The organism is Variovorax sp. PMC12 (assembly GCF_003019815.1).
Classification (GTDB): domain Bacteria; phylum Pseudomonadota; class Gammaproteobacteria; order Burkholderiales; family Burkholderiaceae_C; genus Variovorax.
Map to the genome: position 1 here is coordinate 788,836 of NZ_CP027773.1, position 23,071 is coordinate 811,906.

22 protein-coding genes are annotated in these 23,071 nt (G+C 68.0%); 10 read left to right on the forward strand and 12 right to left on the reverse strand.

What is annotated here, in order from left to right:
• Positions 1 to 2 precede the first annotated feature (2 nt).
• Positions 3 to 560: a peroxiredoxin gene (locus C4F17_RS03610; RefSeq protein WP_081266282.1), complete on the reverse strand. Its 558-nt coding sequence runs from the start codon at positions 558 to 560 to the stop codon at positions 3 to 5.
• 129 nt (positions 561 to 689) lie between these two features.
• Here C4F17_RS03610 and C4F17_RS03615 point away from each other — a divergent pair, with 129 nt between their 5' ends.
• The 8 genes from C4F17_RS03615 to C4F17_RS03650 all read left to right on the forward strand — a co-directional run bounded on the left by C4F17_RS03615 (position 690) and on the right by C4F17_RS03650 (position 8,237).
• Positions 690 to 2,264: a phospholipase D family protein gene (locus C4F17_RS03615; RefSeq protein ID WP_106934301.1), complete on the forward strand. Its 1,575-nt coding sequence runs from the start codon at positions 690 to 692 to the stop codon at positions 2,262 to 2,264.
• 9 nt (positions 2,265 to 2,273) lie between these two features.
• Positions 2,274 to 3,047 carry a sterol desaturase family protein gene (locus C4F17_RS03620; RefSeq protein ID WP_106934302.1) on the forward strand — a complete coding sequence of 258 codons (774 nt, stop codon included), beginning with the start codon at positions 2,274 to 2,276 and terminating at the stop codon, positions 3,045 to 3,047.
• Entirely contained in the window at positions 3,028 to 3,981 is a 954-nt protein-coding gene (locus tag C4F17_RS03625; RefSeq protein WP_106934303.1) for a fatty acid desaturase, read from the forward strand. Before C4F17_RS03620 ends, C4F17_RS03625 begins: the two co-directional genes overlap by 20 nt.
• A gap of 3 nt (positions 3,982 to 3,984) precedes the next feature.
• Positions 3,985 to 5,913, forward strand: a complete 1,929-nt coding sequence (locus C4F17_RS03630; RefSeq protein WP_106934304.1) for a StlD/DarB family beta-ketosynthase — start codon at positions 3,985 to 3,987, stop codon at positions 5,911 to 5,913.
• A complete protein-coding gene (locus C4F17_RS03635; protein WP_106934305.1) occupies positions 5,894 to 6,808 on the forward strand; it encodes a DUF6999 family protein in 915 nt (304 codons plus the stop codon). The genes C4F17_RS03630 and C4F17_RS03635 overlap by 20 nt, the downstream gene beginning before the upstream one ends.
• A 17-nt stretch (positions 6,809 to 6,825) precedes the next feature.
• Positions 6,826 to 7,197 carry a hypothetical protein gene (locus C4F17_RS03640; RefSeq protein ID WP_081266288.1) on the forward strand — a complete coding sequence of 124 codons (372 nt, stop codon included), beginning with the start codon at positions 6,826 to 6,828 and terminating at the stop codon, positions 7,195 to 7,197.
• A complete protein-coding gene (locus C4F17_RS03645) occupies positions 7,184 to 7,414 on the forward strand; it encodes a hypothetical protein (RefSeq protein ID WP_081266289.1) in 231 nt (76 codons plus the stop codon). The genes C4F17_RS03640 and C4F17_RS03645 overlap by 14 nt, the downstream gene beginning before the upstream one ends.
• Before the next feature lie 235 nt (positions 7,415 to 7,649).
• On the forward strand, positions 7,650 to 8,237 hold the full coding sequence (locus tag C4F17_RS03650) for a hypothetical protein (RefSeq protein WP_081266290.1): 588 nt from the start codon (positions 7,650 to 7,652) through the stop codon (positions 8,235 to 8,237).
• Between the two features lie 19 nt (positions 8,238 to 8,256).
• Here C4F17_RS03650 and C4F17_RS03655 read toward each other — a convergent pair whose 3' ends face one another.
• Positions 8,257 to 9,105 carry a metal-dependent hydrolase gene (locus C4F17_RS03655; protein ID WP_106934306.1) on the reverse strand — a complete coding sequence of 283 codons (849 nt, stop codon included), beginning with the start codon at positions 9,103 to 9,105 and terminating at the stop codon, positions 8,257 to 8,259.
• Positions 9,106 to 9,234: 129 nt separating this feature from the next.
• On the opposite strand from C4F17_RS03655, the gene C4F17_RS03660 reads away from it, so the two are divergent.
• Complete coding sequence (locus tag C4F17_RS03660; protein WP_081266292.1) at positions 9,235 to 9,864, forward strand: TetR/AcrR family transcriptional regulator; 630 nt, start codon at positions 9,235 to 9,237, stop codon at positions 9,862 to 9,864.
• On the opposite strand, the gene C4F17_RS03665 is transcribed toward C4F17_RS03660, so the two are convergent.
• From C4F17_RS03665 to C4F17_RS03700, 8 genes are read right to left on the reverse strand one after another with little or no spacing between them, the layout of a single operon-like run.
• A complete protein-coding gene (locus tag C4F17_RS03665; RefSeq protein ID WP_106934307.1) occupies positions 9,861 to 11,015 on the reverse strand; it encodes an ABC transporter permease in 1,155 nt (384 codons plus the stop codon). The genes C4F17_RS03660 and C4F17_RS03665 overlap by 4 nt on opposite strands.
• Positions 11,015 to 12,199: an ABC transporter permease gene (locus C4F17_RS03670; RefSeq protein WP_106934308.1), complete on the reverse strand. Its 1,185-nt coding sequence runs from the start codon at positions 12,197 to 12,199 to the stop codon at positions 11,015 to 11,017. Before C4F17_RS03670 ends, C4F17_RS03665 begins: the two co-directional genes overlap by 1 nt.
• Before the next feature lie 7 nt (positions 12,200 to 12,206).
• On the reverse strand, positions 12,207 to 13,193 hold the full coding sequence (locus tag C4F17_RS03675) for an HlyD family secretion protein (protein WP_106934309.1): 987 nt from the start codon (positions 13,191 to 13,193) through the stop codon (positions 12,207 to 12,209).
• The gene (locus C4F17_RS03680; protein WP_106934310.1) at positions 13,193 to 14,632 is read right to left on the reverse strand and encodes a TolC family protein; all 1,440 of its coding nucleotides are present in this window, start codon (positions 14,630 to 14,632) and stop codon (positions 13,193 to 13,195) included. The genes C4F17_RS03675 and C4F17_RS03680 overlap by 1 nt, the downstream gene beginning before the upstream one ends.
• A gap of 3 nt (positions 14,633 to 14,635) precedes the next feature.
• Positions 14,636 to 15,373 carry a MerR family transcriptional regulator gene (locus C4F17_RS03685; protein ID WP_106934311.1) on the reverse strand — a complete coding sequence of 246 codons (738 nt, stop codon included), beginning with the start codon at positions 15,371 to 15,373 and terminating at the stop codon, positions 14,636 to 14,638.
• Between the two features lie 38 nt (positions 15,374 to 15,411).
• On the reverse strand, positions 15,412 to 17,313 hold the full coding sequence (locus C4F17_RS03690; protein ID WP_106934312.1) for a YhgE/Pip family protein: 1,902 nt from the start codon (positions 17,311 to 17,313) through the stop codon (positions 15,412 to 15,414).
• Positions 17,314 to 17,362: 49 nt separating this feature from the next.
• Complete coding sequence (locus tag C4F17_RS03695) at positions 17,363 to 17,731, reverse strand: nuclear transport factor 2 family protein (protein ID WP_106934313.1); 369 nt, start codon at positions 17,729 to 17,731, stop codon at positions 17,363 to 17,365.
• A gap of 1 nt (position 17,732) precedes the next feature.
• Entirely contained in the window at positions 17,733 to 20,246 is a 2,514-nt protein-coding gene (locus C4F17_RS03700) for a sodium-translocating pyrophosphatase (RefSeq protein ID WP_106937426.1), read from the reverse strand.
• A 254-nt stretch (positions 20,247 to 20,500) separates the two neighbouring features.
• On the opposite strand from C4F17_RS03700, the gene ppa reads away from it, so the two are divergent.
• On the forward strand, positions 20,501 to 21,028 hold the full coding sequence (ppa, locus tag C4F17_RS03705; protein WP_081266300.1) for an inorganic diphosphatase: 528 nt from the start codon (positions 20,501 to 20,503) through the stop codon (positions 21,026 to 21,028).
• A gap of 55 nt (positions 21,029 to 21,083) precedes the next feature.
• Here ppa and C4F17_RS03710 read toward each other — a convergent pair whose 3' ends face one another.
• Both C4F17_RS03710 and C4F17_RS03715 read right to left on the reverse strand, forming a co-directional pair.
• Complete coding sequence (locus C4F17_RS03710; protein WP_106934314.1) at positions 21,084 to 21,836, reverse strand: hypothetical protein; 753 nt, start codon at positions 21,834 to 21,836, stop codon at positions 21,084 to 21,086.
• A 77-nt stretch (positions 21,837 to 21,913) separates the two neighbouring features.
• Positions 21,914 to 23,068 carry a GNAT family N-acetyltransferase gene (locus C4F17_RS03715; protein ID WP_106937427.1) on the reverse strand — a complete coding sequence of 385 codons (1,155 nt, stop codon included), beginning with the start codon at positions 23,066 to 23,068 and terminating at the stop codon, positions 21,914 to 21,916.
• Positions 23,069 to 23,071 lie beyond the last annotated feature (3 nt).

Here is a 23,071-nt window from a genome sequence, read left to right on the forward strand (position 1 = left end):
CCCTACCTGGCGGCGGCGCTGGCCCGGGGCAGGGCGCGCACGGCGTTCAGCATGCGCTCCACGTGCTTGTCCGGGTTCAGGTTCTGGTAGTAGTAGGCCACCTTGCCGTCCGGTGCGATCACGTAGGAAAGCCGGTTGGCGAAATCGGGCTTGGTCTGCATGAGGGCGTCGAAGCCCTGGATCACGGTCTTCGACTCGTCGGACGCCACCGGAAACCGGCTCTGGCACGACTTGACCGAGAACTTCGACAGCGTGCCGATGTCGTCCGCCGATACGCCGATGACGGTGGCGCCCAGCGCGGCGAACTTGTCGATGGCTTCGGCGAAGGCGTGGGCCTCGATGGAGCAGTCGTTCGAGTCGGCCGCCGGGAAGAAATACACCACCACCGGGCCCTTGGCCAGCGCGTCGGCCAGCGAATAGCGGAAGGTCTTGCCGCCCAGCGCGGCGTCGGCGGTGAAGCGGGGCGCCGGGTCGCCGATGTCGAGCGCGGCCCAGGCGGGATGCGAAAGCATCGCAAAAACAGCCGTCAAGGCGATGCGTGAGAGGTTCGTTCGGGCCATGATGCAACTCCGCAGCTGTGTGGCCGGAATTCTAGGCTCCAGGGGCGGCGCCTGAAACCGTCACCCCACGGCAGGCGTACGGAACAAGACACGGACACCTGGACCAATGAAGCAACGGAAGCACTTTTCATGAACGCCTGGCTTCTACCTTTGCGCATCGCGCTTGCCGGCCTGCTGGTCGCGGCGCTCGGCGCCTGCGGCTCGCTGCCGGTGGCGCGCGAACGGCCCGCCGAGAATTCCGCGGCTGCGGATCCGACCACCTCGCTCGCGAAGATCGTGGCCGCCTCCACCCCGCCCGGGGAGCATTCTGGCTTCCGGCTGATGCCGCTGGGCGTGTACTCGCTCGACGCCCGCATCCAGCTCGCCCAGCGGGCCCAGCGCTCGCTGGTGGTGCAGTACTACCAGCTCGAGAACGACGCCGTGGGCCGCCTGCTGCTGCGCACCCTGCGCGAGGCGGCGGCGCGCGGCGTGAAGGTGCGGGTGCTGGTGGACGACCTCTACACCGTCAAGAGCCAGCAACTGCTGCTCGCGCTGTCCGAGACGCCGAATGTCGAGGTGCGGCTCTTCAATCCGTTCTGCTGCGGGCGCAACGGCTTCCTGTCGCGCTTCGCGGCGTCGCCGTTCGAGATCGGGCGGCTCAACCACCGCATGCACAACAAGCTCTTCATTGCCGACGGCGCGATGGCGGTGGTGGGCGGGCGCAACATCGCCGAGGAATATTTCGTGCTGAACGAGGCGCAGAACTTCATCGACATGGACGCGCTGGTCGTCGGCAAGGTGGTGCCGCAGCTCGAATCGATCTTCGACGCCTACTGGAACAGCGTGCAGGTCTGGCCGATTGCCGACATCGTGGCGGGCGAGGGCGGCCGCAAGCCGGGCACCGCCGATTTCGACGAGTGGGTGGACATGGCCGCGCCGCCGCCGAAGATCGTGCTGCCGCCGTCGGACATCCTGGGCTACGGCCCCATCGCCGAAGAGCTGGACGGCGGGCGCATGGGCCTGCTGTGGGGCGAGGCCCGCGCCATTGCCGATCCGCCCGGCAAGCCAGCGACCATGACGGCCGACGAAGCCATCGCCACCAGCGTGACCATGCAGGTCTGGGCGCTGATGCTCGACGCCAAGACCGAGGTCGACCTGACCTCCCCGTACCTCGTGCCCGGCGAGCGCGGCATGGCCGCGTTCCAGGAACTGACCCAGCGCAAGGTCAAGCTCACGCTCGTCACCAACTCGCTGGCCGCCAACGACGAGCCGCTGGTGCACACGGGCTACGCGCGCTACCGCGAACGGCTGCTGCAAGCGGGCGCCGACCTGTACGAGCTGAGCCCGCAGCGCACCAGCGCGGGCGAGCGCTTCGGCATGTTCGGCAAGTCGCTCGGGCGGCTGCATGCCAAGACGGCCGCCATCGACAAGACGCGCATCTTCATCGGCTCCATGAACCTCGACCCGCGCTCGGCCAGCCAGAACACCGAGATGGGGCTGGTGGTCGACAGCCCGCAGCTCGCGCGCGAGATGCTGCGGGTCATCAACATCAGCAAGCTGCAGAACTCCTACCGGCTGCGGCTGGCCAAGGGCACCGGCACGCTGCAGTGGCTGACCAACGACGGCGAGAAGGAAATGATCCTGACCTCCGAGCCGGAGTCGAGCTTCTTCCAGCGCTTCTACAACATGCTCATTGCGCCGGTGGTCCCCGAGATGCTGTTGTAGCCTCGGGGGATGGCGCAGACTTTCACTTCGTTGTCGGCCCCGCAGGTCATGCGGTGGGGCCTGCTTTTCTTTGGCGGGATCTATCTCTGTTTCGGCGGACTGACCTGGCTGCTGACGAAGCGCCTGCTGCCCGCGCTGGGCATCGGGCGGCCGCTCGATCCGCGGCCGCTGCAGCCGGGGCAGTTGCGGCGCGAGCTGGGGCAGTCGGGCGTGTCGGTGCTGATCTTCGGGCTGGGCATGGTGTTCCCTTGGGGCTTGCTGCAGCTGGGCTGGGCGCGGCTCGACGGCGATGCGGGCTGGCTGCAGATCACGCTCGAGATTCTCGTGCTCGCGGTCTGGAACGACGTGCATTTCTGGGTCAACCACCGCCTGCTGCACACGCGCTGGCTGCGGCGCTTTCACGGGCCGCATCACCGGTCGTTCGTGACCACGCCATGGGCCACCTACAGCTTCCACCCGATCGAGGCGCTGATGCTGGGCAACGTGATCCTGCTGCCGATGGTGCTGCACGACTTCAGCTTCTGGTCGCTCGCGGCGGTGCCGGTGTTCAGCCTGTTCTTCAACTGCGTCGGGCATTCGAACTACGACTTCTTCACCGGCGTGTCTTACAGCCACTGGTTCGCGGCGAGCCGGCGGCATCATCTGCACCATGCCGTGCACAACGGCAACTACGGCTTCCAGTTCACCTTCATGGACAGGCTCTTCCGCACGCGCATTGCCGCGGACGCCGCCGAACCGCTCTTCCGGGCCTTCCACAAGAAGCATGGCGCGACCACCGCCTGACGCGCGACCCCGGCTGCCGAGGCTGCGCCACTGGCGGGACTGGCAGAGCCTTGTCTACCTCGCGGCGCTGCCCGCACTGGCGGCATGGCAATGGGTGCACGGCTTCAACATCGTGATGTATGGGCTGATGTTGTTCCTCACGCTCGGCGTCGGCGTCATCCACCACAACCACGTGCACCTGCGCATGTGGCGCGGGCGGCGCCTGAACCGGCTGACCGACTTCTGGATCACGCTGCTGCAGGGGCACCCGACCTTCGTGTTCTGGCCCGCGCACGTGGCCAACCACCATCGCCATCGGCATGGGCCGAAGGACGTGGCGCGCACCTACCGTTTCGGCGGCGACACCAACCACCTGTGGGGCTACCTGCTGCATCCGTTCCAGGCGGTTTGGGTGCTCATGCCGGTGTTCTTCGGCTGGCTCGCGCGGCTGCGGCGGCACCGGCGCGGCGCGTGGCGCTACTGCATGGCGCAGTACGCGCTGTGGCTGGTCAGCTGGACGGTGCTGCTGGCCGTCGACTGGCGCAAGGCGCTGCTCTTCGTGATCGTGCCGCAGCTGCATGGGCTGCACTGGCTGCTGGCGACCAACTACCTGCAGCATGCGCACGCCGACGGCCGCAAGCCGGCGCCCAACGGTGTGGCCAAGGGAGCGCCGGGCGATACCCCGGGTAGCCGGCTGAACTACGCCCGCAATTTCGAGGGGCTGGTGAACCCATTGCTGTTCAACATCGGCCTGCACACCGCACACCACGAGAACCCGCATGCCCATTGGTCCGAGCTCACGCATCTGCATCGCACGCGCTACCGCGCGCGGGTCGATCCGGCGCTCAACGAGGGCGGGCTGGTGCCGTACATGGCGCGCGTTTTCGTGCTGGGGGCCGTGTGGCCGCGTTTTCGCAGCCGCTCGCTGATGCCTCCCGATTCCCCAACCCACTGAACCATGCCTGTTTCATTCCAACGCGTGTACCTAGAGAGCGCCGGCTACTTCATGCCGGGCGAACCCATTCCCAATGACCGCATGGACGCGTACATCGCGCCGCTCAACCGCATGTCGGAGCGCATCAAGCGGCGCATCCTGGCCGAGAACGGCATCCTCACGCGGCACTACGCCATTGACGCGGAAGGCGTGACGCAGCAGACCAACGCGCAACTGGCGGCCGGCGCCATCCGCGACTGCCTGCGGCGCGGCGGGGCCGAGCTGTCGCGGGTGTCGATGCTGGCCAGCGGGTCCTCTGGCGGGGACACGCTGATGCCGGGCTTCGCCAACATGATCCAGGGCGAACTGGCGGCGCAGCCGATGGAAACGCATTCGGTGCACGGCATCTGCGCGGCGGGCGTTTCGGCGATCCAGGCGGCGGCGCAGGGCATCGAGCTGGGCGCGCACCGCTCGGCGTTGGCAGTGGCCAGCGAGATGCCGTCGCGCCTGTTCAAGCGCTCGCGCTTCGCCGCGCGCGGCTACGAGACCGACTTCGACTCGCACTTCCTGCGCTGGATGCTGTCCGACGGCGCGGGCGCGCTGCTGCTGTCCGACGGCTCGCCGGCGCTGGCCGGGTCGCCGGGGCTCAGGCTGCGGCTGAAGTGGGTGCACCAGCGCGCCTTCTCGGGCGACTATCCGGTGTGCATGCAACTGGGCCTGACCGAAAACCGCGATGAGCACGGACGAGGCCACCTCGACTTCGGCTCCTGGGCCGAGGCCGAAGCCGCGGGCGCGCTCTCGCTGCGGCAGGACATCCGCCTGCTGCCGCACCTGTTCGACATCGGCATCCACGAATACGCGGGGCTGGTGCGCGACGGCTGGGTCGATCCGAAGCGGGTCGACCACTTCCTGTGCCACTACTCGTCGGAAAAATTCATCCCGGTGGTCGAAGACCTGATGGCCAAGGCCGACCTGTCGATTCCGCGCGAGCGCTGGTGGAGCAACCTCGCGTGGCGCGGCAACACCGGGGCGGCGTCGATCCTCGTGATGCTGGCCGAGTTCCTGCACACCAAGACGCTGAAGCCCGGCGAGCAGATCTTCTGTTACGTGCCGGAGTCCGGGCGCTTCATGGCGGCGTACATGCTGCTCGAAGTCGAAGCGGCCGATGCCGCGCCCGTGGCGGCCGCGCCCCGTGCGACCGTGGTGCCCGACGACGACCTCGTCATCGCCCCGCCGCACGACCCGGCCGCCGCGCCCGAAGGCCTCGGCGCGCTGCTGACCGAACTGGCCGCCATATGGCACGACTACCGCTCGCGCGTGTGGCGCACGCCGCTGGTGCGCCAGATCCGCGAGCGCCGCTTCGCCGTGCCCGACTACCTCAACTGGATGGAGCAGTGGGTGCCGCAGGTGCGCGAAGGCAGCCTGTGGATGCGCGAAGGCGCGGCATCGCTCAGCGAGCCCTACCAGATGCTGGCCTCGCTGATCGGCGTGCACGCGGGCGAGGAGCAGAACGACTTCAACATCCTGTTCAGCGACTACCGCAAGGCCGGCGGCACGGTCGAATCGATCGACGAGCTGCGCCGCAACCCCGGCGGCGAGGCGCTCAATGCCTACCTGCACGGCCTTGCGGCCACGCGCGACCCGATCGGCCTGCTGGGGGCGATCTACATCATCGAGGGCACGGGCCAGCGCATCGTGCCGGCGCTGCTGCCGCTGCTCAAGGCCAGCCTGAAGCTGCCGCCCGACGCCTTCCGCTTCCTCGAGTACCACGGCCACAACGACGAGCACCACCTGGGCCGCTGGCTCACCGCCGTCGAGATGGTCATGGCCGTCGAGGGGCAGGCCCGCGCCGCCCGCCAGATCACCGACACCGCGCGCCACACGGCCGCGCTGTACCTGATGCAGTTCCAGCACATCACGGAGCGAATGACAGATGCCCAGCAGAACGCCTGATTTCCTGACCCAGGCGCACGACGAGCGCGACCCCAGCCCCTGGCTGGCGCTCTACCTCGACCAGAGCACGCCGCTGCCCGACAACGTGAAGGAGGCATGGCTGGCCGATTCGAGCTCCGGCTCGCGGCAATACCTGCTGCCGTTCCTGCGGCCGATTGCGCGGCTGACGATCATCCTGATCCAGATCGTGAAAGTGTTCGTGCCGCGCAACTGGTCGCACTCGATGCTGCTGCACCGCTTCCTGGCCTGGGGGCTGAAGCGCTTTGTCTCGCCAGAGGCCAACTGGCTGATATTGCGGCACTTCCACCTGGGCTCGCAGGTGCTGGCCTTCATCGGGCGCAATTCGCCGGCGCCCGTGGCCACCAACCCGCTGGAGCCGGCCGACATCGACGCGCTGAAGGACGAGATGTTCCTCAAGCACGACCTGAACCTCTTCAACTTCGTGATCCGGCTGAACACGGCGCTGCGCGACAGGGGGCTGACGCTGTGCAAGGCGGATAAGGTCGATTTCTCGATGATCAAGGAGCCGCCCCTGCGGCTGGAGGACATGCCGCAGGGCAGGCTCAATTTCCTCGACCTGCAAAGCGCCATCGAGCTGTTCACGCCGCTCTACCAGCTGATGCTGACGGACAACGATTTCTGGCGCGCGGCCAATTCCTTGCAACTGGACGAAACCATCGGCATCTACACCGCGACCATCCTCGCCGCGCCGGAACACCTGATCCTGGTCAACAACAAGCATCCCCTGGTGCCCCTGTCGACCCTGCGGGCCGGGCACCGGCTGGTGATCCACGGGCTTTCGACCGAAATGCTGCACAGCCTGCTCCAGCGCATGCAGGCGGCGCAGCAGGCGGGGGAAGGGGAGACATCCCTGTACGACCAGCCACTTGCATAGGCGTATGCTGCCCCCAGATGCAAACCATGAACACGACCCGTAATCCGTCTCCCAAGACCGATCTGGCAGTGACCCACGTGCTGGCTCAACTGCTGGAAAAGCTCGAGCACAGCCCCGTGCCCGTCGGCGCCGAGCAATACCGCTCGGTGGTCGAGCACCTCGTCCACGAGTTCGAGGATGTCGAACAGGGGGCCGAACTGGGCCGCCTGCTCGACGCCTACCCGGCCGCGGCCGAGGTGTACGAAAATCTCAACTATCAGCACGCCGGCCTTTGCCGGTCGGCGCTCGACGCTTCTCTTTCGGCCGAAGTCAGTGCCCGTGAAGCCATTGCCCGCGCCATGCGCGGTGCCCAACCGAACAACAAGGACAAGACGCATGGCGAAGGGTGAAGTAAAGACGGCGGTGGTGGCGGACGGCCTGCGCTACAAATCGAAGACGCCGGGCTCGCCGTTCCGGGCCTCGGCATCGTTCAGCGGGGCGACCATGTCCTGCTTCATGTGCGGCAAGCACCGCGTGCGCTCGCAGTTGCGCACCCGCCAGGTGCTGGGCAAGTCGCAGACGGTTTGCGCGCCTTCCTGCAAGGCGCTCGACGAAGCCCTGGAATAAGCCCGTTCGGTCTTGCCGCTAGCACGGTGGCGAGACGTTTTGGCGACATTTCCTTGCGCCCGGGTCACGGATTGGCTTCCCCGGCGACTCGATTTGGATATACAGTTGGAAACAAATAATGCACGTAATTGCATTTATTCAAAAGTTCTAATTTCAGTCGTCTCAATGAATTGCAGCCAAGCCGTTGACGTCCTTCGCAGGGCGTGGATTTCAACGCTCGCAAAGGGGTTCAGCCATGGCTAAGCCGCGTCATGTCGTCATGCAGGTGGTCAGGCGTTCATCGGGTAGCGCCACGCACCATGTCGAATTCCTCATGGACGACAACTTCGCGGAGCGGCTGCGCCAGCTGCGTTCGCTGGTGCCGCCTCTCGGCAGCCTCAACAAGCAGCGGGATCTCGTCATCGACAAGGTGCGCGTGCGCCTGCCGAATGCCATCTGGCGCTCCGGCAACGAGATCGACGCGGACGGGGGCGTGGACGGTTCCTGCATCGTCATTGCGGCCGAAGGCTCGTTCAACTGCGGTGGCAAGGACCGCAAGACGCGCGAGAAGCTCGTGACGTACAACTTTTCGATTGCACGACTGATCGAGCTGCATGCCGAGCGCGCCGAGGGCGAAACGCTCTACATCCGTGACGGCGTGTTCGCCAACGACGAGCCTGCCGAGTCACCCGCCGGCCGCTGGGTCGCGTCGATGCACGAACTCGAAGTGGTGATGCGGGTGCCCGACGCCCCGTCGGACTTCGACACGCTGCACGACCTCACGCTGCGCCCCGAACACCAGCAGTCCGGCGGCAACACCACGCAGCGCGCCACCTTCTTCTGATCTTCTGACGCGGTAGTTCTCAGCAGCGCGCCGCGGCCGCTTCCGGCGCCGGGCCGCCGACGGGCGTGTACTGCGCCCGGTTGTTCTCCAGCCAGCGTTCGGACAAGGTGCTGTCCTGCTGCATCGGATGGAAGTCCGCGCGCAGGTAGCTGCGCCAGCCCGCGAGGTTGCCGCGCAGCAGGCCATCGCGGCTCAGCAGAATGCGCGCCGCGCTCTTCCAGGTCGACCATTTCCACAGCTGCTTCTCGTGGCGCAGGTTGTCGACGGTCTGGCGCATCAGGTCGCCCAGGAACATCATCGTCACGCGGCGGAACCAGCGCTTGCGCCATTCGTCGGAGCCGCCAGCAGCCTTGTAGATGTCGAAGGCGACGCTCTTGTGCTCCAGTTCTTCGGCGCTGTGCCAGAGCCACATGGTGCGCAGCCGGGGCTCGGCGCCGTCGAGAATGCCGGGGTGGGCGAGCAGCCATTCGGCGAACATGGCGGTGAAGTGCTCGGTGGCAGCCGTGACCGCCAGCGCATGGCGCGGATCGGCGTCTTCCATCAGTTTCAGGCGCTTGCTGGCGCGTGCCGTCCAGCCGTCGACCAGGCCCTGGCTCTCGAGATGGCTGTTGAACAGCGAGTGAATGCGCCGGTGCGTCGCTTCCTGGCCGATGAAGCCGCGCACGTCGGCGCGGTGCTGTTCCTGCACCTCGGGCGGCAGGGTGGCCACGGCGTCGCGCACGGCGTCGATGAAGAATTGTTCTCCGAAGGGGAAACTCATCGACAGGGCATTGAAGAAAGCGGTCGAGAATGCATCGCCGCCACACCAGTCTCGGGCGAACGGCGGTTGCAGGTCGATCAGAAGGCGTCGGACAACGAGCTCAGTCATGAAATCAAGCCTCGAAGAAAGCACGCAATGCGTGGGAGGAAGGTTGGTACATCTTCGTACCGCATGCCTCCATGGTGCGGTCGGTTGTTGGTACTGTCAAGTACCAGGGCGTAGGAAAATGTTCCATCCATGAGCGAAACCATTGAAAAGGCCGTGACGCCCAAGTCTCCCGACGGCCCGGCGAGCGAGCATTACAACCGGCTTCTCCAGGGCATGGCGCAGGCGGTGGCGGCCAAGGGCTATGCCGAGACGACCATTGCCGACATCGTGCGCGAGGCGGCCGTGTCGCGCCGCACGTTCTACGAACATTTCAGCACCAAGACCGAATGCCTGATCGCGCTGTATGAAACCGCGAGCCGGCTCGCCCTGCAGGCGGTGAGCGAAGCCTTCGACCCGGTGCAGCCCTGGCATGCGCAGGTCGAGCAGGCCATGACGGCGTATTTCGATTACCTCGCGCAAGACCCTGTGCTGCTGCGCACGCTCTTCGTGGAGATCCTCGGGCTGGGCATGCCGGGGCTGGTGGTGCGCCGCCGGGTGAACGACGAGATCGCCAACTTCATCCAGGTCGCCATCAACAGTGCCGGCGGCGCCGAAGAGCCCTCGGCACACCTGACGAGCGAGATGGCGATGACCGTGGTCGGCGGCATCAACGAACTGGTGCTGCAGGCCATCGAGCAGGACCGCGCGGGCGATCTGCGCGAATTGGTGGCGCCCGCGACCCGGCTGGTGCGGGCCGTGGCGGCCGAAAGCCTGCGCTAGGCGCTACGGGCTTGCGTGCTGCCGCGCGGGGTGGCCGCCAGCCACAGCGCGAGCAGGCCGGCCAGCGTCAGCGCCAGCAGTGCGCCGAGATAGGGCAGCACGTCATGCAGCGGCGCCCCCATCTGGTTGAGGCGCAGCGAGCCCTGGATGCCTGCGGTGCTCGGGAACAGCCAGCGCAGCGCCTGCAGCGGCTCCGGCAAGGCCTCCACCGGCCATGAAAAGCCCGAGAGAAACGCCATTGGCAAGGCGGTGAACAACAGCACCTGCAAGGCCCGCTCGCGGTCGCGGAACCAGCAGCCCAGCAGCAGGCCGAGCGTGCAGATGGCAGGCACATAAAAAGCGAGCAGCACCATCGCCCCCAGCGGGTTGCCGCCGCGCGGGTAGTCCTGCAGGAAGAACACCCAGCCGAAATAGAACAGCCCGCTTAGGAAGCCGAAGCCCGAAAGCGCCCCCAGCCGGCCCAGCCACGCGCCCATGGAAGCCCGCAGCCGTCCGGCTTCGGCCCAGGTGCCGGCCAGCATCGCCGCGCCCATCAGCAACGTCTGCTGCAGTATCAGCAGGGCCACCGCCGGCACCACGTAGCTGCCGTAGCCTTCGGTCGGGTTGAACAGCGCCACCAGCTGCGTGTTGAGCGGGCTGCGGCTGCGCGCCGCCTGCACCGCGCTCTGGCCGCCGGCCTGCAGCTTGCGTATCTCCACGCCTGCCGACACGGTGCCGACCGCTTCCGAGAACCCGTACAGCACCGCCTTGTTCAACAACGCATACGCGCCGTTGCCTTCGATGGTGACCACCGCCGGGGTGCCGCGCAGCACGTTGCGCTTGAGGTCCGCCGGCAGCAGCGCGTAGCCCTCGATCTCGCCGCGCCAGAGCGCCTGCTGCGCCTCGTGCACGTCGGAGGTGACCATGCGCACGTCCAGCCGCGGATTGGCCATGGCGAAGCGCGCGATCTGGCGCGACAGCGCGCTGTGGTCCTGGTCGACCACCGCCACCGGCACGCGCGTGACGGCCTGCGTGCCGTAGGGCCACGGATAGAAGAAGCCGTAGATGACCGGCGCGATCAGCATGATCAGCAGCACGCCCTTGTCGCGCAGCACCGCCAGGGGGGTGTCGCGCCAGGCGGCGCCAAAGCCGGTGCGCTCGCCCGTCGTCATCAGCGGCCTCCCCAGGTGCCGGGCGCGCGGGCCGCGCGCACCAGCGCGGCGGCCGAGGCGGCCAGCAGCACGGCCGTGCCCAGCACCATCCAAAGCGGCGTCGCCACCGAATAGAGCACCGGCGCGCCCATCTGCAGCTGTTCCATCTGCACGCGGATGTAGTGCGTGTAGGGCAGCAGGTTGGCCCACATGCGCGCGAACAGCGGCATCGCGACCAGCGGAAAGCCAACGCCGCCGAAAGCGAACGCCGGCGCGGTGATGAAGCCCGTGGCCGACAGCGCGGTGCGCAGCGAGCGCGTGAGGCTCGACACGAAGGCGCCGAGCGCCACCGACAGCGCCAGGAACACCACCAGCGCGAACAGCGTCCAGCCGAGCGAACCGACCGGGTGCCAGCCGCGTCCCGCCGTGATCCACAGCATGGCCGCGATCGCCACCGCGCAAAGGCTCAGGAAGGGCAGCGCCAGCTTGCCCGCCAATGCAGCCAGCGCCTCGTGCCAGCGCGGCGCGGCGCCGAGCCATTCGCCGATGCTGCGGTCTCGCAGCTCGCGGCCCACGGACCATGCGCCGGCCGTCATCGCGAGGATGTGGAGCAGCGCGGGAATCAGCGCCGCGCCGAGGAACTGTTCGTAGTCGGTCGAGGTGTTGAACAGCGCGACCATGCTCGCCTTGACCGGCTCCATGCTCGCGCGCGCGGCCCTCATCGATTCGCCGCGCTTGTTGCGCACGGTGAGCTCGACCCCGCCCGACACCGTCGCCACGGCGGTGCGCACGTCGCGCTGGATCAGGCTCGAATGCGTGCCCAGCTGCGCGTTGTGCAGCAGCACGACCTGGCCGACGCGGCCCTGCTTCACGTCGCGGCTCAGGTCCCGCGGCAGCTGCACCGCCGCGTCGACGGCACCGCTGGCCAGGGCGCGCGACATCTCGCCTTCGTCGCTGTATTGCTGCACCACGCGCAGGCCCGGCGTGGCGTCCAGAAAGCGCACCACCTGGCGCGAGAGCGAGGAGTGGTCCTGGTCGAGCACGCCGATGGGCAGGCGCTCGGGCAGGCCGGCGGAAAAAATCCACCAGATCAGGAAGACCGCGAGCAACGGCACCCACGAGACCATGGCCAGGTCCCAGGGGCGCGTGCGCAGCAGCGCGAACTCGCGCCGTGCGCTGGCAGCGGAAAAGCCGCGCAGGCTCATCGCGGACTCAGTCGACCAGCACGCTCATGCCGGGACGCGCGCCGTCTACGGGCTTGAGCGGGCGCGCGCGGACCTCGAAGGTGCGCACGTCGAAGCCCGCGCCGCCGCGCGTGGCGCGCCAAGTCGCGAAGTCGGGCAGCACGGCGCTGTAGTAGACCTTGAAGCGGGCGGTGCGCTTGCCTTCGGGCAGCGCGGGCAGTCGTGCGTCGAATTCATTGCCGAGCGCGAAACGGGAGAGCCGGTCTTCGCGCACGTTGAGCACCACCCATTGGTCGCTCAGGTCGACCACGGTGACGACCGCCACACCCTGCGGCGACAGTTCGCCCACCTTGGCCAGCACCTTCGCCACCTCGCCGCCGACGGGGCTGCGAAGCTCGGTCTCAGCCTTGGCGGCTTCCGCCTCGGCCACCACGCCGGCCACCTGGCGGGCCTGTGCGCTGGCGGCGGCCTTGTCCTCGGGGCGGGCGCCGGTGCGCGCCATGTCGTACTGCGCCCTGGCCGCGATGGCAGCGTCGCGCGAGGCTTTCCAGTTGGCTTCGGCCTCGTCGCGCTTCTGGTCGGCCACCAGGCCTTCGCGCGCCAGCCCGTCGACGCGGCGGAACGAGGTCTGCGCCAGTTGCGCGGCCGTTTCGGCGCGCTGCCATTGCATGCGCGCCATTTCCACTTCCTGCGGGCGGGCGCCGTTCTGCGCCTTCTCTGCCACGGCCTGCGCGGCCTGTTCGGCGGCGGTGGCCTGCGCGAGCTTGGCGCGCACTTCGGGGCTGTCCATGCGCACCAGCACCGCGCCGGCCTGGATGCGGTCGCCTTCCTTCACTGCCACTTCGGCCACGCGTGCCGTCACCTTGCCGGCGACGTCGGTCTCGCGCGCTTCCATCTGGCCCTGGAACACCTCGGGCGCGGGCTGCGACGCGCGCCAGAAACCCCAGACCAGCAGCGAAAGCACGAGCAGCGCGACCAGGATCGCGATCAGTTTTCGGGTCTTGGCACTCATCATCAATTCACCTTCACGTCTGCACGCGCGATGTAGTCGGAAAACTTCTCGGACAGGCCCGCGCTTTCGAGCAGTTGCGCGAGCGCCTGCACGTAGTCGTTGGCGGCTTGCGCGCGTTCGGTCAGCACCTTGGCCTGGTTGGTCTCGGCATCGATCAGGTCGAGCGTGGTGCTCGTGCCTTCGCGCAGGCCGGAGGTGCGCAGCTTGACGACCTCTTGCGCCAGCTCGACCGAGGCCTTCATTTCCAGATACTGGCGGCGCGCGTTTTCCAGCGCGCGCCAGTTGCGCTCGACCAGCAGCGCGATGTCGCTGCGCGCCTGGGCGCCGGTGCGCTCGGCCTGCTCGACCTGCTTGAGCGATGAGGCGGATAGCGCGTCGCGGTCGACCGAGTCGTACAGCGTCCAGCGCACGCCGACGCCGGCCACCCAGTCGGCGTTGCCGCTCTTGATTTCGCGCGTGCCGAAGGCGATGACCTGCGGGCGGCGCAGCGCTTCCTCGCCTTCGTGCAGTTGCTCGGCCTGCGACTTCTTGGCCGCGACCTTGCCCAGGCCCGGATGGCGCGTGAGCGCCGAGTCGATGAAGTAGCCCAGCGGCTCGACAGGCGTGCTGATGAGGAACAGCGGCGTCTGCGGCACCACCGTGCCGTCGGCGCGCAGCGTGCGCGCGAGCGCCACGCCGGCCAGCGCGGCGTCGTTCTCCGCCTTGCGGGCGTTGCGCCGCGCTTCTTCATAGGCGGCGCTGGCCTGCAGCCGCTCCACGCGCGAGATCACGCCGGCCGCGAGCATCTTCTGCGCCGCCGAATCGTGCTGCGCGATGGTGCGCTCGGCCTGCGCGCGCAGCACGGCCGCGCGCTGCGCCAGCTGGGCGCCGAAGTAGCGCTGCACCAGCAGCGTGTCGACCTCGTGGCCGGCCTGCTCGGCATCGGCTTCGGCCTCCCGCGTCTGCGCCGACACGAAGCCGCGCACCGCATCGGTCGCGCCGCCCAGGTAGATCGGCCACACGGCGGAGATCGAAGCGTTGGCGCCGCTGTCGTGCCGGTTCAGCGTGTAGCTGTTGGGCAGCTGCGGAATCGGCACGCGCGAGACAAGGCTCTGGATCGACGACGGCAGCGCCGAGCCGATCTGCCCGAGCTTCTGGTTGAGCGGATCGAGGTCGAGGTTCAGGTTGGCGTTGTAGGCATAGGCCAGCCCCGAGACGGCGACCGTCGGGCCGCCCAGCCCCTTGAGGCCCTGGCTCTGCAGTTCCTTGGCGTCGACGGCCGCGCGGGCGGCGGCCAGCTTGTCTGAGCGGTCGACCATGCGGGCGCGGGCGGCGTCGAAGCTCAGGGCCAGGGCGCTGTCGCCGCGGGGCTGCGCCTGGGCCTGCGCGAACGCCGGGCCGCCCAGCATCAGCAGCGCCGGCAGCAGCAACAGGGAGGGATGAAGGGGGCGGGAGCTTGTCATCGGTCAGGCGGTCTTGTGCAGCAGGGCGTCGAGTTCCTGCTGCAGGATCACGGGGAACGCGGCTTGCACCGCGCCGGTGGCGAGCGGCCGCGCCTTCTCCAGCAGCTGGGCCGTGCGCTCGGGGTCGATGGCGTCGCCCGTCAGCAGGCTGTCGGCCAGGGTGCGCAGCCAGTGCCTTGCCACGGTGCGCAGGGTGCGCGCCATGGTTTCCTGCATGCCGATGACCTGCTCCAGCGGCAGGCCGAGGGCGGCGAGCTGCTCGGCCACCTGCCCGAGTGCGGGGCTGAGCATTTGCACCTGCCCGTCGGGCAACTCGCGCATGAGCCCGGCCTTGCTGGCGCGGGCGAGCAGGGCGGGCGTCATCTGGCCGTTCCACTTGGCAGCGAGGCTCTTGGCGGACACGACCACGGGCGTTTCCGAAGCGAACAGGCTGCCCGACATCGAGCGTGCGACCGAGACGAGGTCACCCCACACGGAAGCCGGTGCACGCCCGAAGATGCGGCGGATCGCCTCGATGCCGAAGCCCTGGTCGCGCAGCTCGCGGATCAGCGCGAGGCGCTGCGCATGGTCTTCGCCATAGAGCCCGAGGCGGCCGCGCAGACGGGGCGGCGGCAACAGCCCCGCGGTGGTGTAGGCGCGGATGTTGCGCACCGTGACGCCGGTGCGCGTTGCCAGTGCCTCGATGGAAAGATCCTCGGCGGCAGGGGTGGCATCGGCAGCGGGCACGGCGGGCGTGTTCATCCGACAGATTGTATGTTACATCGGAAGTGTTGTATTCATCAGACCTGGATCGTGGGCTTGTAGTCGGCCAGCAGCACGTCTTTCCACCTGCCGAAGATGGCCATCAGCCCGACCGCCACCGCGCCCGACAGCAGCACCACGCCGCAGGCATGCACCCATCCGTTGTCGAAGGCGCCGAACATCACCGCCCGGAAGGCCTGCACCACCCAGCTGAACGGCAGCCAGCTGTGCACCGTGCGGAAGAAGCCGGCCGACAGTTCCACCGGCAGCACGCCGCCGCCGGCCGAAAGCTGCAGCGTGAGCAGCAGCACGGTCAGGATGCGGCCGAAGTCGCCGAACACATGCAGGATGGCGAACAGCACCACCAGGAACACCAGCGAGGCCAGCGCCATCGTGAGCGCCAGCGCCGCCACGTGCGGCGCCTGCACCTGCAGCACGCCCAGCAGCGTGGCCAGCACCAGCGCCGCCTGCAGCAGCACGATCAGCGCGGGCATGGTGATCTTGCCCAGCGTCTTGGCGAGCTTGGGGTAGTGCGTGTGGTCCGACAGGACGATGCGGATGTTGAACAGGTAGCCGGCCATCACCGCGCCGATCCACAGCGCGACCGACACCATGTTCGGCACGAAGGCGCTGCCGTTGTTGGCCACCGGCGCCACCACCTCCACCCTGGGCTCGACCGAGTCGGCCAGGCCCGAGGCGCTGCCCTGGATGCGGGTGATCGAAGCGGGCAATGCGGCTTCGATGGTGCGCACGCCGGTCAGCAGCCTCTGTGCGCCCTGTGCGAGCTGGGTGCCGCCCTGCACGAACTCATCGAGCTTGCGGTCTTCGGGCAGCTTGCCGGCCATGGTACGGATGCCGGCGGACAGCGCGCCCATGCCGTCGGTGAGCTTGCCGACGCCGTCTTCGAGCGCCGTGGCACCGGCGTCGAGCTTCTGGCTGCCGTCCTGTGCCTTGCTCATGGCGGCCTGTGCCTGCTCGAGCCCGCCGCGCAGCTTGTCCGCGCCCCCCGCGAGCTCGCCGGCGCCCTTGGCGATGCGTTCGCCCACGAAGGGAATGTCGGCCGACTCCCGCTGCAGCCGGCGTGCGCCGTCGCCCAGTTGCCCGGCGCCGCCGTGGAGCTGGTCGAGGCCGTCGCCGATCTGCACCAGGCCCGAGCCGAGTTCGTGCTGGCCCGCCGCGAGCTGTTGCGCGCCGGTCTTGAGCGCGCGAAGGTCCGCGTCGGCCGGCAGCTTCGACTGGATGAGGCGGATGCCGCCATTGACCTGCTTGAACCCGTTGCCCACCTCCCGCGCGGCGGTGCTGTATTGCGCGGCGCCAGCGGCGAGCGTCTGCGAGCCGTCTCGCAGGGTCAGCAATGCCTGCTTGAGCTGCTCCAGCCGCTGCTGCGAGCCGGCCGCCGCGTTGAGCACGAGAGTCCAGCGCTGCTCGTTGAGCATCTCGTTGACCTGGTGCCCCAGTTCGCCCGCGAAGCGGCGGGCGAGGCCGGCGGAGCTGTAGTTGTTGCCCTCGGAGGTGTAGACCACCAGCCGCCCCGCGCCGCGCTGCGCGCCGGGCACCGCGTCGGCGCTGAAGTCCGGCGGAATCAGCAGGGCGAAGGCGAGCGTGCCGCGCCGCACTTCGGCGCGCGCCTCTTCTTCGTCGGTCATCACGCGAAAGCCGAAGGCGCGCTTGGCCAGCAGGGTGCTCGTGAGCTGCTCGCCGACGTTGACCGAATGCGCCATGTAGGTCACGCCCCGGTCCTTGTTCACGATGGCGGCGGGCAGGTCGGCCGTGTGGCCGGCCGGGTCCCACACGCTCGTCAGGTAGATCAGCGCATAGATCGCCGGCACCATGCCGACCGCGACGATGGCCAGCAGGATGCGCGGAAAGCGCCGCACGACCGCAAGCTCCGCACTGGCAATGGCCAGGGTGCCGGCGACGAGGGCGCGGAGGTAATTCATGGAGCTACGGAGTCTTCAGCGCCATGGACGGGGCGGCGTGCGGGAGGTTTCAGGCCGGCTTCTTCTGTGCCGGGTCGTAGAAGAACTGCTCTTCGGCGATGCGCTCGCCCTCCCAGCGCTGCCATGCGATTTCTTCCATGCGCATCTTGCCGCCGCCCTTGAAGCTGAACTCGAAGATCCAGTGAATGGCGACGTGGTCGCCATTCACCAGCACCGGCCGCACGCAGGTGGACACCACCGACTCGGTGCGCGCCAGCACGGCGCTTTCCTGCGCCACCAGTGTGCTGCGGCCCCGCCGCGGCTCGGCCTGGTTCTCGCCCATGGTCGCATCTTCGGTGTAGTAGTCCTCGATGGCTTTGGCATGCGCGCCGCCTTCTACAGCGGCGATGAACGATTCGAGTCGGGCGGGTGTGGGCATCTCAAGACTTTACTTTGACTTCCACGCGGCGGGCCTCCGAAGGCGGCCCGTCGGCCTGCGATTGCTCGGGCTTGGCGAGCTCGATCTTGTCTTCGGGCGCGCCGGCCGCCTTGAGCGCGTCGCTCACGGCCATGGCGCGCTGCTTGGCCAACTCGGCATTCCTGGCCGGGTCGCCGCTGGCGTCGTGGTAGCCGCTCACCAGCACGGTGCTGCCGCTCTGCACCGCCTTGATGACGTCGGCCAGGGCTTCCTTGGCGTTGGGCGCCACTTCGGCGCTGGCGGTCGCGAAGTAGAACTTGACGACGCCGTTCTCCACCTTCACCGCGGCGGTTTCCACGGCCGACACGGCGCCTGCAGCCACCACCGCGCCGGGCGTCGACGGCGCCATGGCTGCCGGGGCCGTCGCGGCGGGCGGCGTCTCGATCTTCGTCGGCACGGCGGCCGCCGCATCGCCGGCGTGGAACTTCACCACCAGCGGCACGATGAGCAGCGCCACGATGTTGATGATCTTGATCAGCGGGTTCACGGCCGGGCCGGCGGTGTCCTTGTAGGGGTCGCCCACGGTGTCGCCGGTGACAGCCGCCTTGTGCGCCTCGGAACCCTTGCCGCCGTGGTGGCCGTCCTCGATGTACTTCTTGGCGTTGTCCCATGCACCGCCGCCCGTGCACATCGAGATGGCGACGAACAGGCCGGTGACGATGGTGCCCATCAGCAGCCCGCCCAGCGCCTTCGGCCCGAGCAGCAGGCCGACCACGATCGGCACCACCACCGGCAGCAGCGACGGGATCATCATTTCCTTGATGGCCGCGCCGGTCAGCATGCCCACCGCCTTGCCGTACTCGGGCTTGCCGGTGCCTTCCATGATGCCGGGGATGTCGCGGAACTGGCGGCGCACTTCCTCGACCACCGCCCCGGCCGCGCGGCCGACGGCTTCCATGGCCATCGCGCCGAACAGGTAAGGGATCAGCCCGCCGATGAACAGGCCGACGATCACCATCGGGTCGCTCAGGTTGAAGCTGATGGCCTGCCCGAAGCTCTCCAGCTTGTGGGTGTAGTCGGCAAACAGCACCAGCGACGCGAGCCCGGCCGAGCCGATGGCGTAGCCCTTGGTCACGGCCTTGGTGGTGTTGCCGACTGCGTCGAGCGGGTCGGTCACGGCGCGCACGCTGTCTGGCAGTTCGCTCATCTCGGCGATGCCGCCGGCGTTGTCGGTGATGGGGCCGTAGGCGTCGAGCGCGACCACGATGCCGGCCATGCTCAGCATCGACGTGGCAGCCACCGCGATGCCGAACAGGCCCGCCAGCGAGTAGGACGCCAGGATCGCGATGCACACGAAGATCACCGGCCAGGCGGTGGAGCGCATCGACACGCCCAGGCCCGCGATGATGTTGGTGCCGTGGCCGGTGGTCGAGGCCTGCGCGATGTGCTGCACCGGCTTGTACTGCGTGCCGGTGTAGTACTCGGTGATCCACACCAGCGCTGCCGTGAGCGCCAGGCCCACGAAGCAGGCGCCGAACAGCTTCAGCTGGCTGCCGCTCGGGGCGATGGCGTTGTCGGGAATCAGCCAGCTCGTGACGAACCAGAACGCGATCAGCGAGAGAACGCCGGCCACGGCCAGGCCCTTGTAGAGCGCCGGCATCACGTTGGTCATGCCCGGCGAGGCCTTGACGAAGAAGCAGCCGATGATCGACGCGATGATCGACACGCCGCCCAGCGCCAGCGGATAGAGCACCGCGTTGGTCGGCGCGGCCGTGACCATCAGCGCGCCGAGCACCATGGTGGCGATCAGCGTCACCGCGTAGGTCTCGAACAGGTCGGCCGCCATGCCGGCGCAGTCGCCGACGTTGTCGCCCACGTTGTCGGCGATGACGGCCGGGTTGCGCGGGTCGTCCTCGGGAATGCCGGCCTCGACCTTGCCCACCAGGTCGGCGCCGACGTCGGCGCCCTTGGTGAAGATGCCGCCGCCCAGCCGCGCGAAGATCGAGATCAGCGATGAACCGAAGGCGAAGCCGATCAGCGGGTTGAGGATGGCCGAGAGGCTCTGGCCCGCAGCTGGCGTGCCGCTCGCCAGGAACCAGTAGAAGCCCGACACGCCCAGCAGGCCCAGCCCCACCACCAGCATGCCGGTGATGGCGCCGCCGCGGAACGCCACGTCAAGTGCGGGGCCGATGCCGTGCGTGGCCGCCTGCGCGGTTCGCACGTTGGCGCGCACCGACACGTTCATGCCGATGAAGCCGCAAGCGCCCGAAAGCACCGCGCCCACGATGAAGCCGACCGCGGTGGTCAGGTCGAGGAAGAGGGCGATCAACACGGCGAGCACCACGCCGACCACCGCGATGGTCGTGTACTGCTTGGCGAGGTAGGCGGAGGCGCCGGTCTGGATGGCCGCCGCGATTTCCTGCATGCGCGCGTTGCCGGGGTCCTTCGCGAGAATCCAACTTCGGGCCCAGAAGCCATATGCCACGGCCACGAGGCCGCAGACGACTGCCAGTATCAGGGGGGTGTTGCCGATCATGCCTTGCTTCTCCATTCGTTCGTTGCGACTAGTGGAGACGGGCAGCATGGGCCCTTGCGTGCAACGCGTACGGGGCCATGCTATCCGTCGCGTTGCTTCCTCGAAGCTCGCTGCACCGGGGTGCGGAGCCGATTGGCCAACGGTTGCAATTTACAGGCAAAAACAGATGCGCGTGCGACCGGCCGGTGACACGGAAAGTAAACTCCGGGTTTGTCCCCATCCGTCTCATACTTTTCAACTACTCGAAAAACGTCATGTCCTTCGACAAAGTTTCCCCCGGCAAAAACGTCCCCGATGCCTTCAACGTCGTGATCGAAATCCCGATGAACGCCGACCCGATCAAGTACGAAGTCGACAAGGAATCGGGCGCGATCTTCGTCGACCGCTTCATGACGACGGCCATGTACTACCCCGCCAACTACGGCTACGTGCCGCAGACCCTGTCGGGCGACGGCGACCCGGTCGACGTGCTGGTGATCGCGCCGTACCCGCTGCTGCCGGGCGTGGTCGTGCCGTGCCGCCCGCTGGGCATCCTGATGATGGAAGACGAAGCCGGCGTCGACGGCAAGGTGCTGGCCGTGCCCACCGACAAGGTGCTGCCGATCTACAGCCACTGGAAGTCGGTCGACGACGTGAACCCGATGCGCCTGAAGGCCATCAGCCACTTCTTCGAGCACTACAAGGACCTGGAAGCCGGCAAGTGGGTCAAGGTGCTGGGCTGGGAAGGCATCGACTCCGCCAAGAAGGAAATCCTGGACGGCATCGCCAACTACAAGAAGTAAGTTCTGCTGCCGCAAGGCAGCTCTCCGGGGGCGGAATGCCCCCGGCTCGGCGGCTTCAGGCCCGGACCGCGTCCGAGGCCAGCCGCATCCACTCGCGATTGACCGATCGCGCGTGCGAGTTCCAGTGGCGTGCCGCCTGCTGTAGCTCTTCCCAGTGGCGTTGCGCGCCGCCGGCATCACCTTGCTGTGACAGCCACGCGATATAGCGGGCCCGGGTCTCGACCGTGTTGTATTGGCTCAGGGCGCTTTCGAAGGCTTCGCGCGCCTCTTGCTGACGCCCGTTGGCGGCCAGTGCGCGGGCGTTGAGCAGGGCGACTTCGTCGCGCCGGTAGTCGTCGCGCGTGGCGCGCAGGGCCTGGATCGCCTGCAGGGCTTCCTGCCCGGAGGCCGGACCGCCAGCGGCGAGCAGCGCGCTGGCAAGGCCGAACTGAAGCTCGGGGTCGGATGCCAGCGGGCCTTTGAGCGCATCGCGGTAGTGGCCCACGGCTTCGGCGGGCTGGCCCCGGTCCAGCGAAGCCTTGGCCAGGCGCAGCTTGTTCTGGGCGGTGGGCGCGAGGTCGTAGGCATCGGCAGCGGCGCGGTATTCGCGTTCGGGATCGATGAACCCGATGGCCGCGCTGGCCACCTTGCCGGCGGTGCGCTGCATGCGCGAGGCCGGCAGGTACTCGACCACGAAGTAGACGAGGCTGCCGAGCAGCGGAAAGCTGAACAGGATGATCAGCCAGTTCATCTGCTTGCCGTGGCGCATGGCATGCACGGCAAAGAACAGCGCGACAAGAACGTGCAGCCCCAGTCCGACGAATGGCATGGTGCGTTTCCCTTGGTGTTGTTGTGGATTCGGGCGTTTTTATAGCAGGCCGACATGGCACGAAAACCAGTCCGCGGTCAGGCGGCCTTGAAGGGACTGCGCTCGCCCAGGTGGTCCATGTAGTTCTCGATGCCCGCGCCCTCGCGTTCAAGGAAACGCTCGACCGCGTCCGCAAACGACGGATGCGCCAGCCAGTGGGCGCTGGTCGTCTTGACCGGCATCAGCGCGCGGGCCATCTTGTGCTCGCCCTGTGCGCCGCCCTCGAAGCGTTTGGCGCCATGCTCGATGCACCAGGCCAGCGGCTGGTAGTAGCAGGCCTCGAAGTGCAGGCAGTCGACGCGTTCCAGCGCCCCCCAGTAGCGGCCATAGGCGACCAGGGGTTCGTCGGGCTGGGTCGAGAGGGCGATCAGGCTCGAGGCCATGGGCTTGCCGTTGCGCTCGGCGATGAACAGCAGCCACGCTTCGGGCATCGTGCCGGCCATGCGGCGGAAGAAGTCGCGCGTGAGGTAGGGCGGGTTGCCGTGCTCGCGGTAGGTGCGCTCGTAGCAGCGGTAGAAAAAGTCCCAGTCGGCCTTCGAGATGTCTGCGCCGCGCGACCAGCGAAAGCTCACGCCCGCGTCGGCCACCTTGCGGCGCTCCTGGCGGATCTTCTTGCGCTTGTCGTGGGAGAGGCTGGAGAGGAAGCTGTCGAAGTCGGCGTACTGCGCGTTGGTCCAGTGGAACTGCACCGTGTTGCGCAGCATCAAGCCGCTCTCGGTGCATGCGGCAATGTCTTCGTCGGCGCCGAACAGCAGGTGCAGCGAGGACAGTTCTCCCTGCTTGCACAGGGCCACCAGGCCCTGCACCAGCAAGGTGCGGCTTTGCGCGTCCCGGGCCAGCAGGCGGGTGCCGGGTACGGGCGTGAAGGGCACCGCGACCACGGCCTTCGGGTAGTACGCCAGCCCGTGCTGCTCGTAGGCGTTGGCCCAGGCCCAGTCGAACACGTATTCGCCGTACGAATGGTCCTTGATGTAGAGCGGGCACGCTGCATGCAACTGCTCGCCGTGCCACAGCGTGACGAACTGCGGCATCCAGCCGCTCGCGGGCGTGGCGCTGCCGCTTTCATGCAGCGCCGAGAGGTATTCGTGGCGCATGAAAGGCGAAGACTCGGCCTGCGTGGCGAGCAATGCGTTCCATGCCTGCGGGCTCACGTCCGACGGCGACGACAGAACCCGAATGACATAATCGTTCAAGCC

Excerpts from the sequence above, each read along its gene's own strand:
- ppa (WP_081266300.1), top strand. The coding sequence starts at position 20,501 with ATGTCCTTCGACAAAGTTTCCCCCGGCAAAAACGTCCCCGATGCCTTC.
- C4F17_RS03670 (WP_106934308.1), bottom strand. The coding sequence starts at position 12,199 with ATGAGCCTGCGCGGCTTTTCCGCTGCCAGCGCACGGCGCGAGTTCGCG.
- C4F17_RS03645 (WP_081266289.1), top strand. The coding sequence starts at position 7,184 with ATGGCGAAGGGTGAAGTAAAGACGGCGGTGGTGGCGGACGGCCTGCGC.
- C4F17_RS03660 (WP_081266292.1), top strand. The coding sequence starts at position 9,235 with ATGAGCGAAACCATTGAAAAGGCCGTGACGCCCAAGTCTCCCGACGGC.
- C4F17_RS03610 (WP_081266282.1), bottom strand. The coding sequence starts at position 560 with ATGGCCCGAACGAACCTCTCACGCATCGCCTTGACGGCTGTTTTTGCG.
- C4F17_RS03680 (WP_106934310.1), bottom strand. The coding sequence starts at position 14,632 with ATGACAAGCTCCCGCCCCCTTCATCCCTCCCTGTTGCTGCTGCCGGCG.
- C4F17_RS03625 (WP_106934303.1), top strand. The coding sequence starts at position 3,028 with ATGGCGCGACCACCGCCTGACGCGCGACCCCGGCTGCCGAGGCTGCGC.
- C4F17_RS03710 (WP_106934314.1), bottom strand. The coding sequence starts at position 21,836 with ATGCCATTCGTCGGACTGGGGCTGCACGTTCTTGTCGCGCTGTTCTTT.
- C4F17_RS03690 (WP_106934312.1), bottom strand. The coding sequence starts at position 17,313 with ATGAATTACCTCCGCGCCCTCGTCGCCGGCACCCTGGCCATTGCCAGT.
- C4F17_RS03650 (WP_081266290.1), top strand. The coding sequence starts at position 7,650 with ATGGCTAAGCCGCGTCATGTCGTCATGCAGGTGGTCAGGCGTTCATCG.
- C4F17_RS03615 (WP_106934301.1), top strand. The coding sequence starts at position 690 with ATGAACGCCTGGCTTCTACCTTTGCGCATCGCGCTTGCCGGCCTGCTG.
- C4F17_RS03620 (WP_106934302.1), top strand. The coding sequence starts at position 2,274 with ATGGCGCAGACTTTCACTTCGTTGTCGGCCCCGCAGGTCATGCGGTGG.
- C4F17_RS03665 (WP_106934307.1), bottom strand. The coding sequence starts at position 11,015 with ATGACGACGGGCGAGCGCACCGGCTTTGGCGCCGCCTGGCGCGACACC.
- C4F17_RS03695 (WP_106934313.1), bottom strand. The coding sequence starts at position 17,731 with ATGCCCACACCCGCCCGACTCGAATCGTTCATCGCCGCTGTAGAAGGC.
- C4F17_RS03685 (WP_106934311.1), bottom strand. The coding sequence starts at position 15,373 with ATGAACACGCCCGCCGTGCCCGCTGCCGATGCCACCCCTGCCGCCGAG.
- C4F17_RS03635 (WP_106934305.1), top strand. The coding sequence starts at position 5,894 with ATGCCCAGCAGAACGCCTGATTTCCTGACCCAGGCGCACGACGAGCGC.
- C4F17_RS03655 (WP_106934306.1), bottom strand. The coding sequence starts at position 9,105 with ATGACTGAGCTCGTTGTCCGACGCCTTCTGATCGACCTGCAACCGCCG.
- C4F17_RS03675 (WP_106934309.1), bottom strand. The coding sequence starts at position 13,193 with ATGATGAGTGCCAAGACCCGAAAACTGATCGCGATCCTGGTCGCGCTG.
- C4F17_RS03630 (WP_106934304.1), top strand. The coding sequence starts at position 3,985 with ATGCCTGTTTCATTCCAACGCGTGTACCTAGAGAGCGCCGGCTACTTC.
- C4F17_RS03700 (WP_106937426.1), bottom strand. The coding sequence starts at position 20,246 with ATGATCGGCAACACCCCCCTGATACTGGCAGTCGTCTGCGGCCTCGTG.
- C4F17_RS03640 (WP_081266288.1), top strand. The coding sequence starts at position 6,826 with ATGCAAACCATGAACACGACCCGTAATCCGTCTCCCAAGACCGATCTG.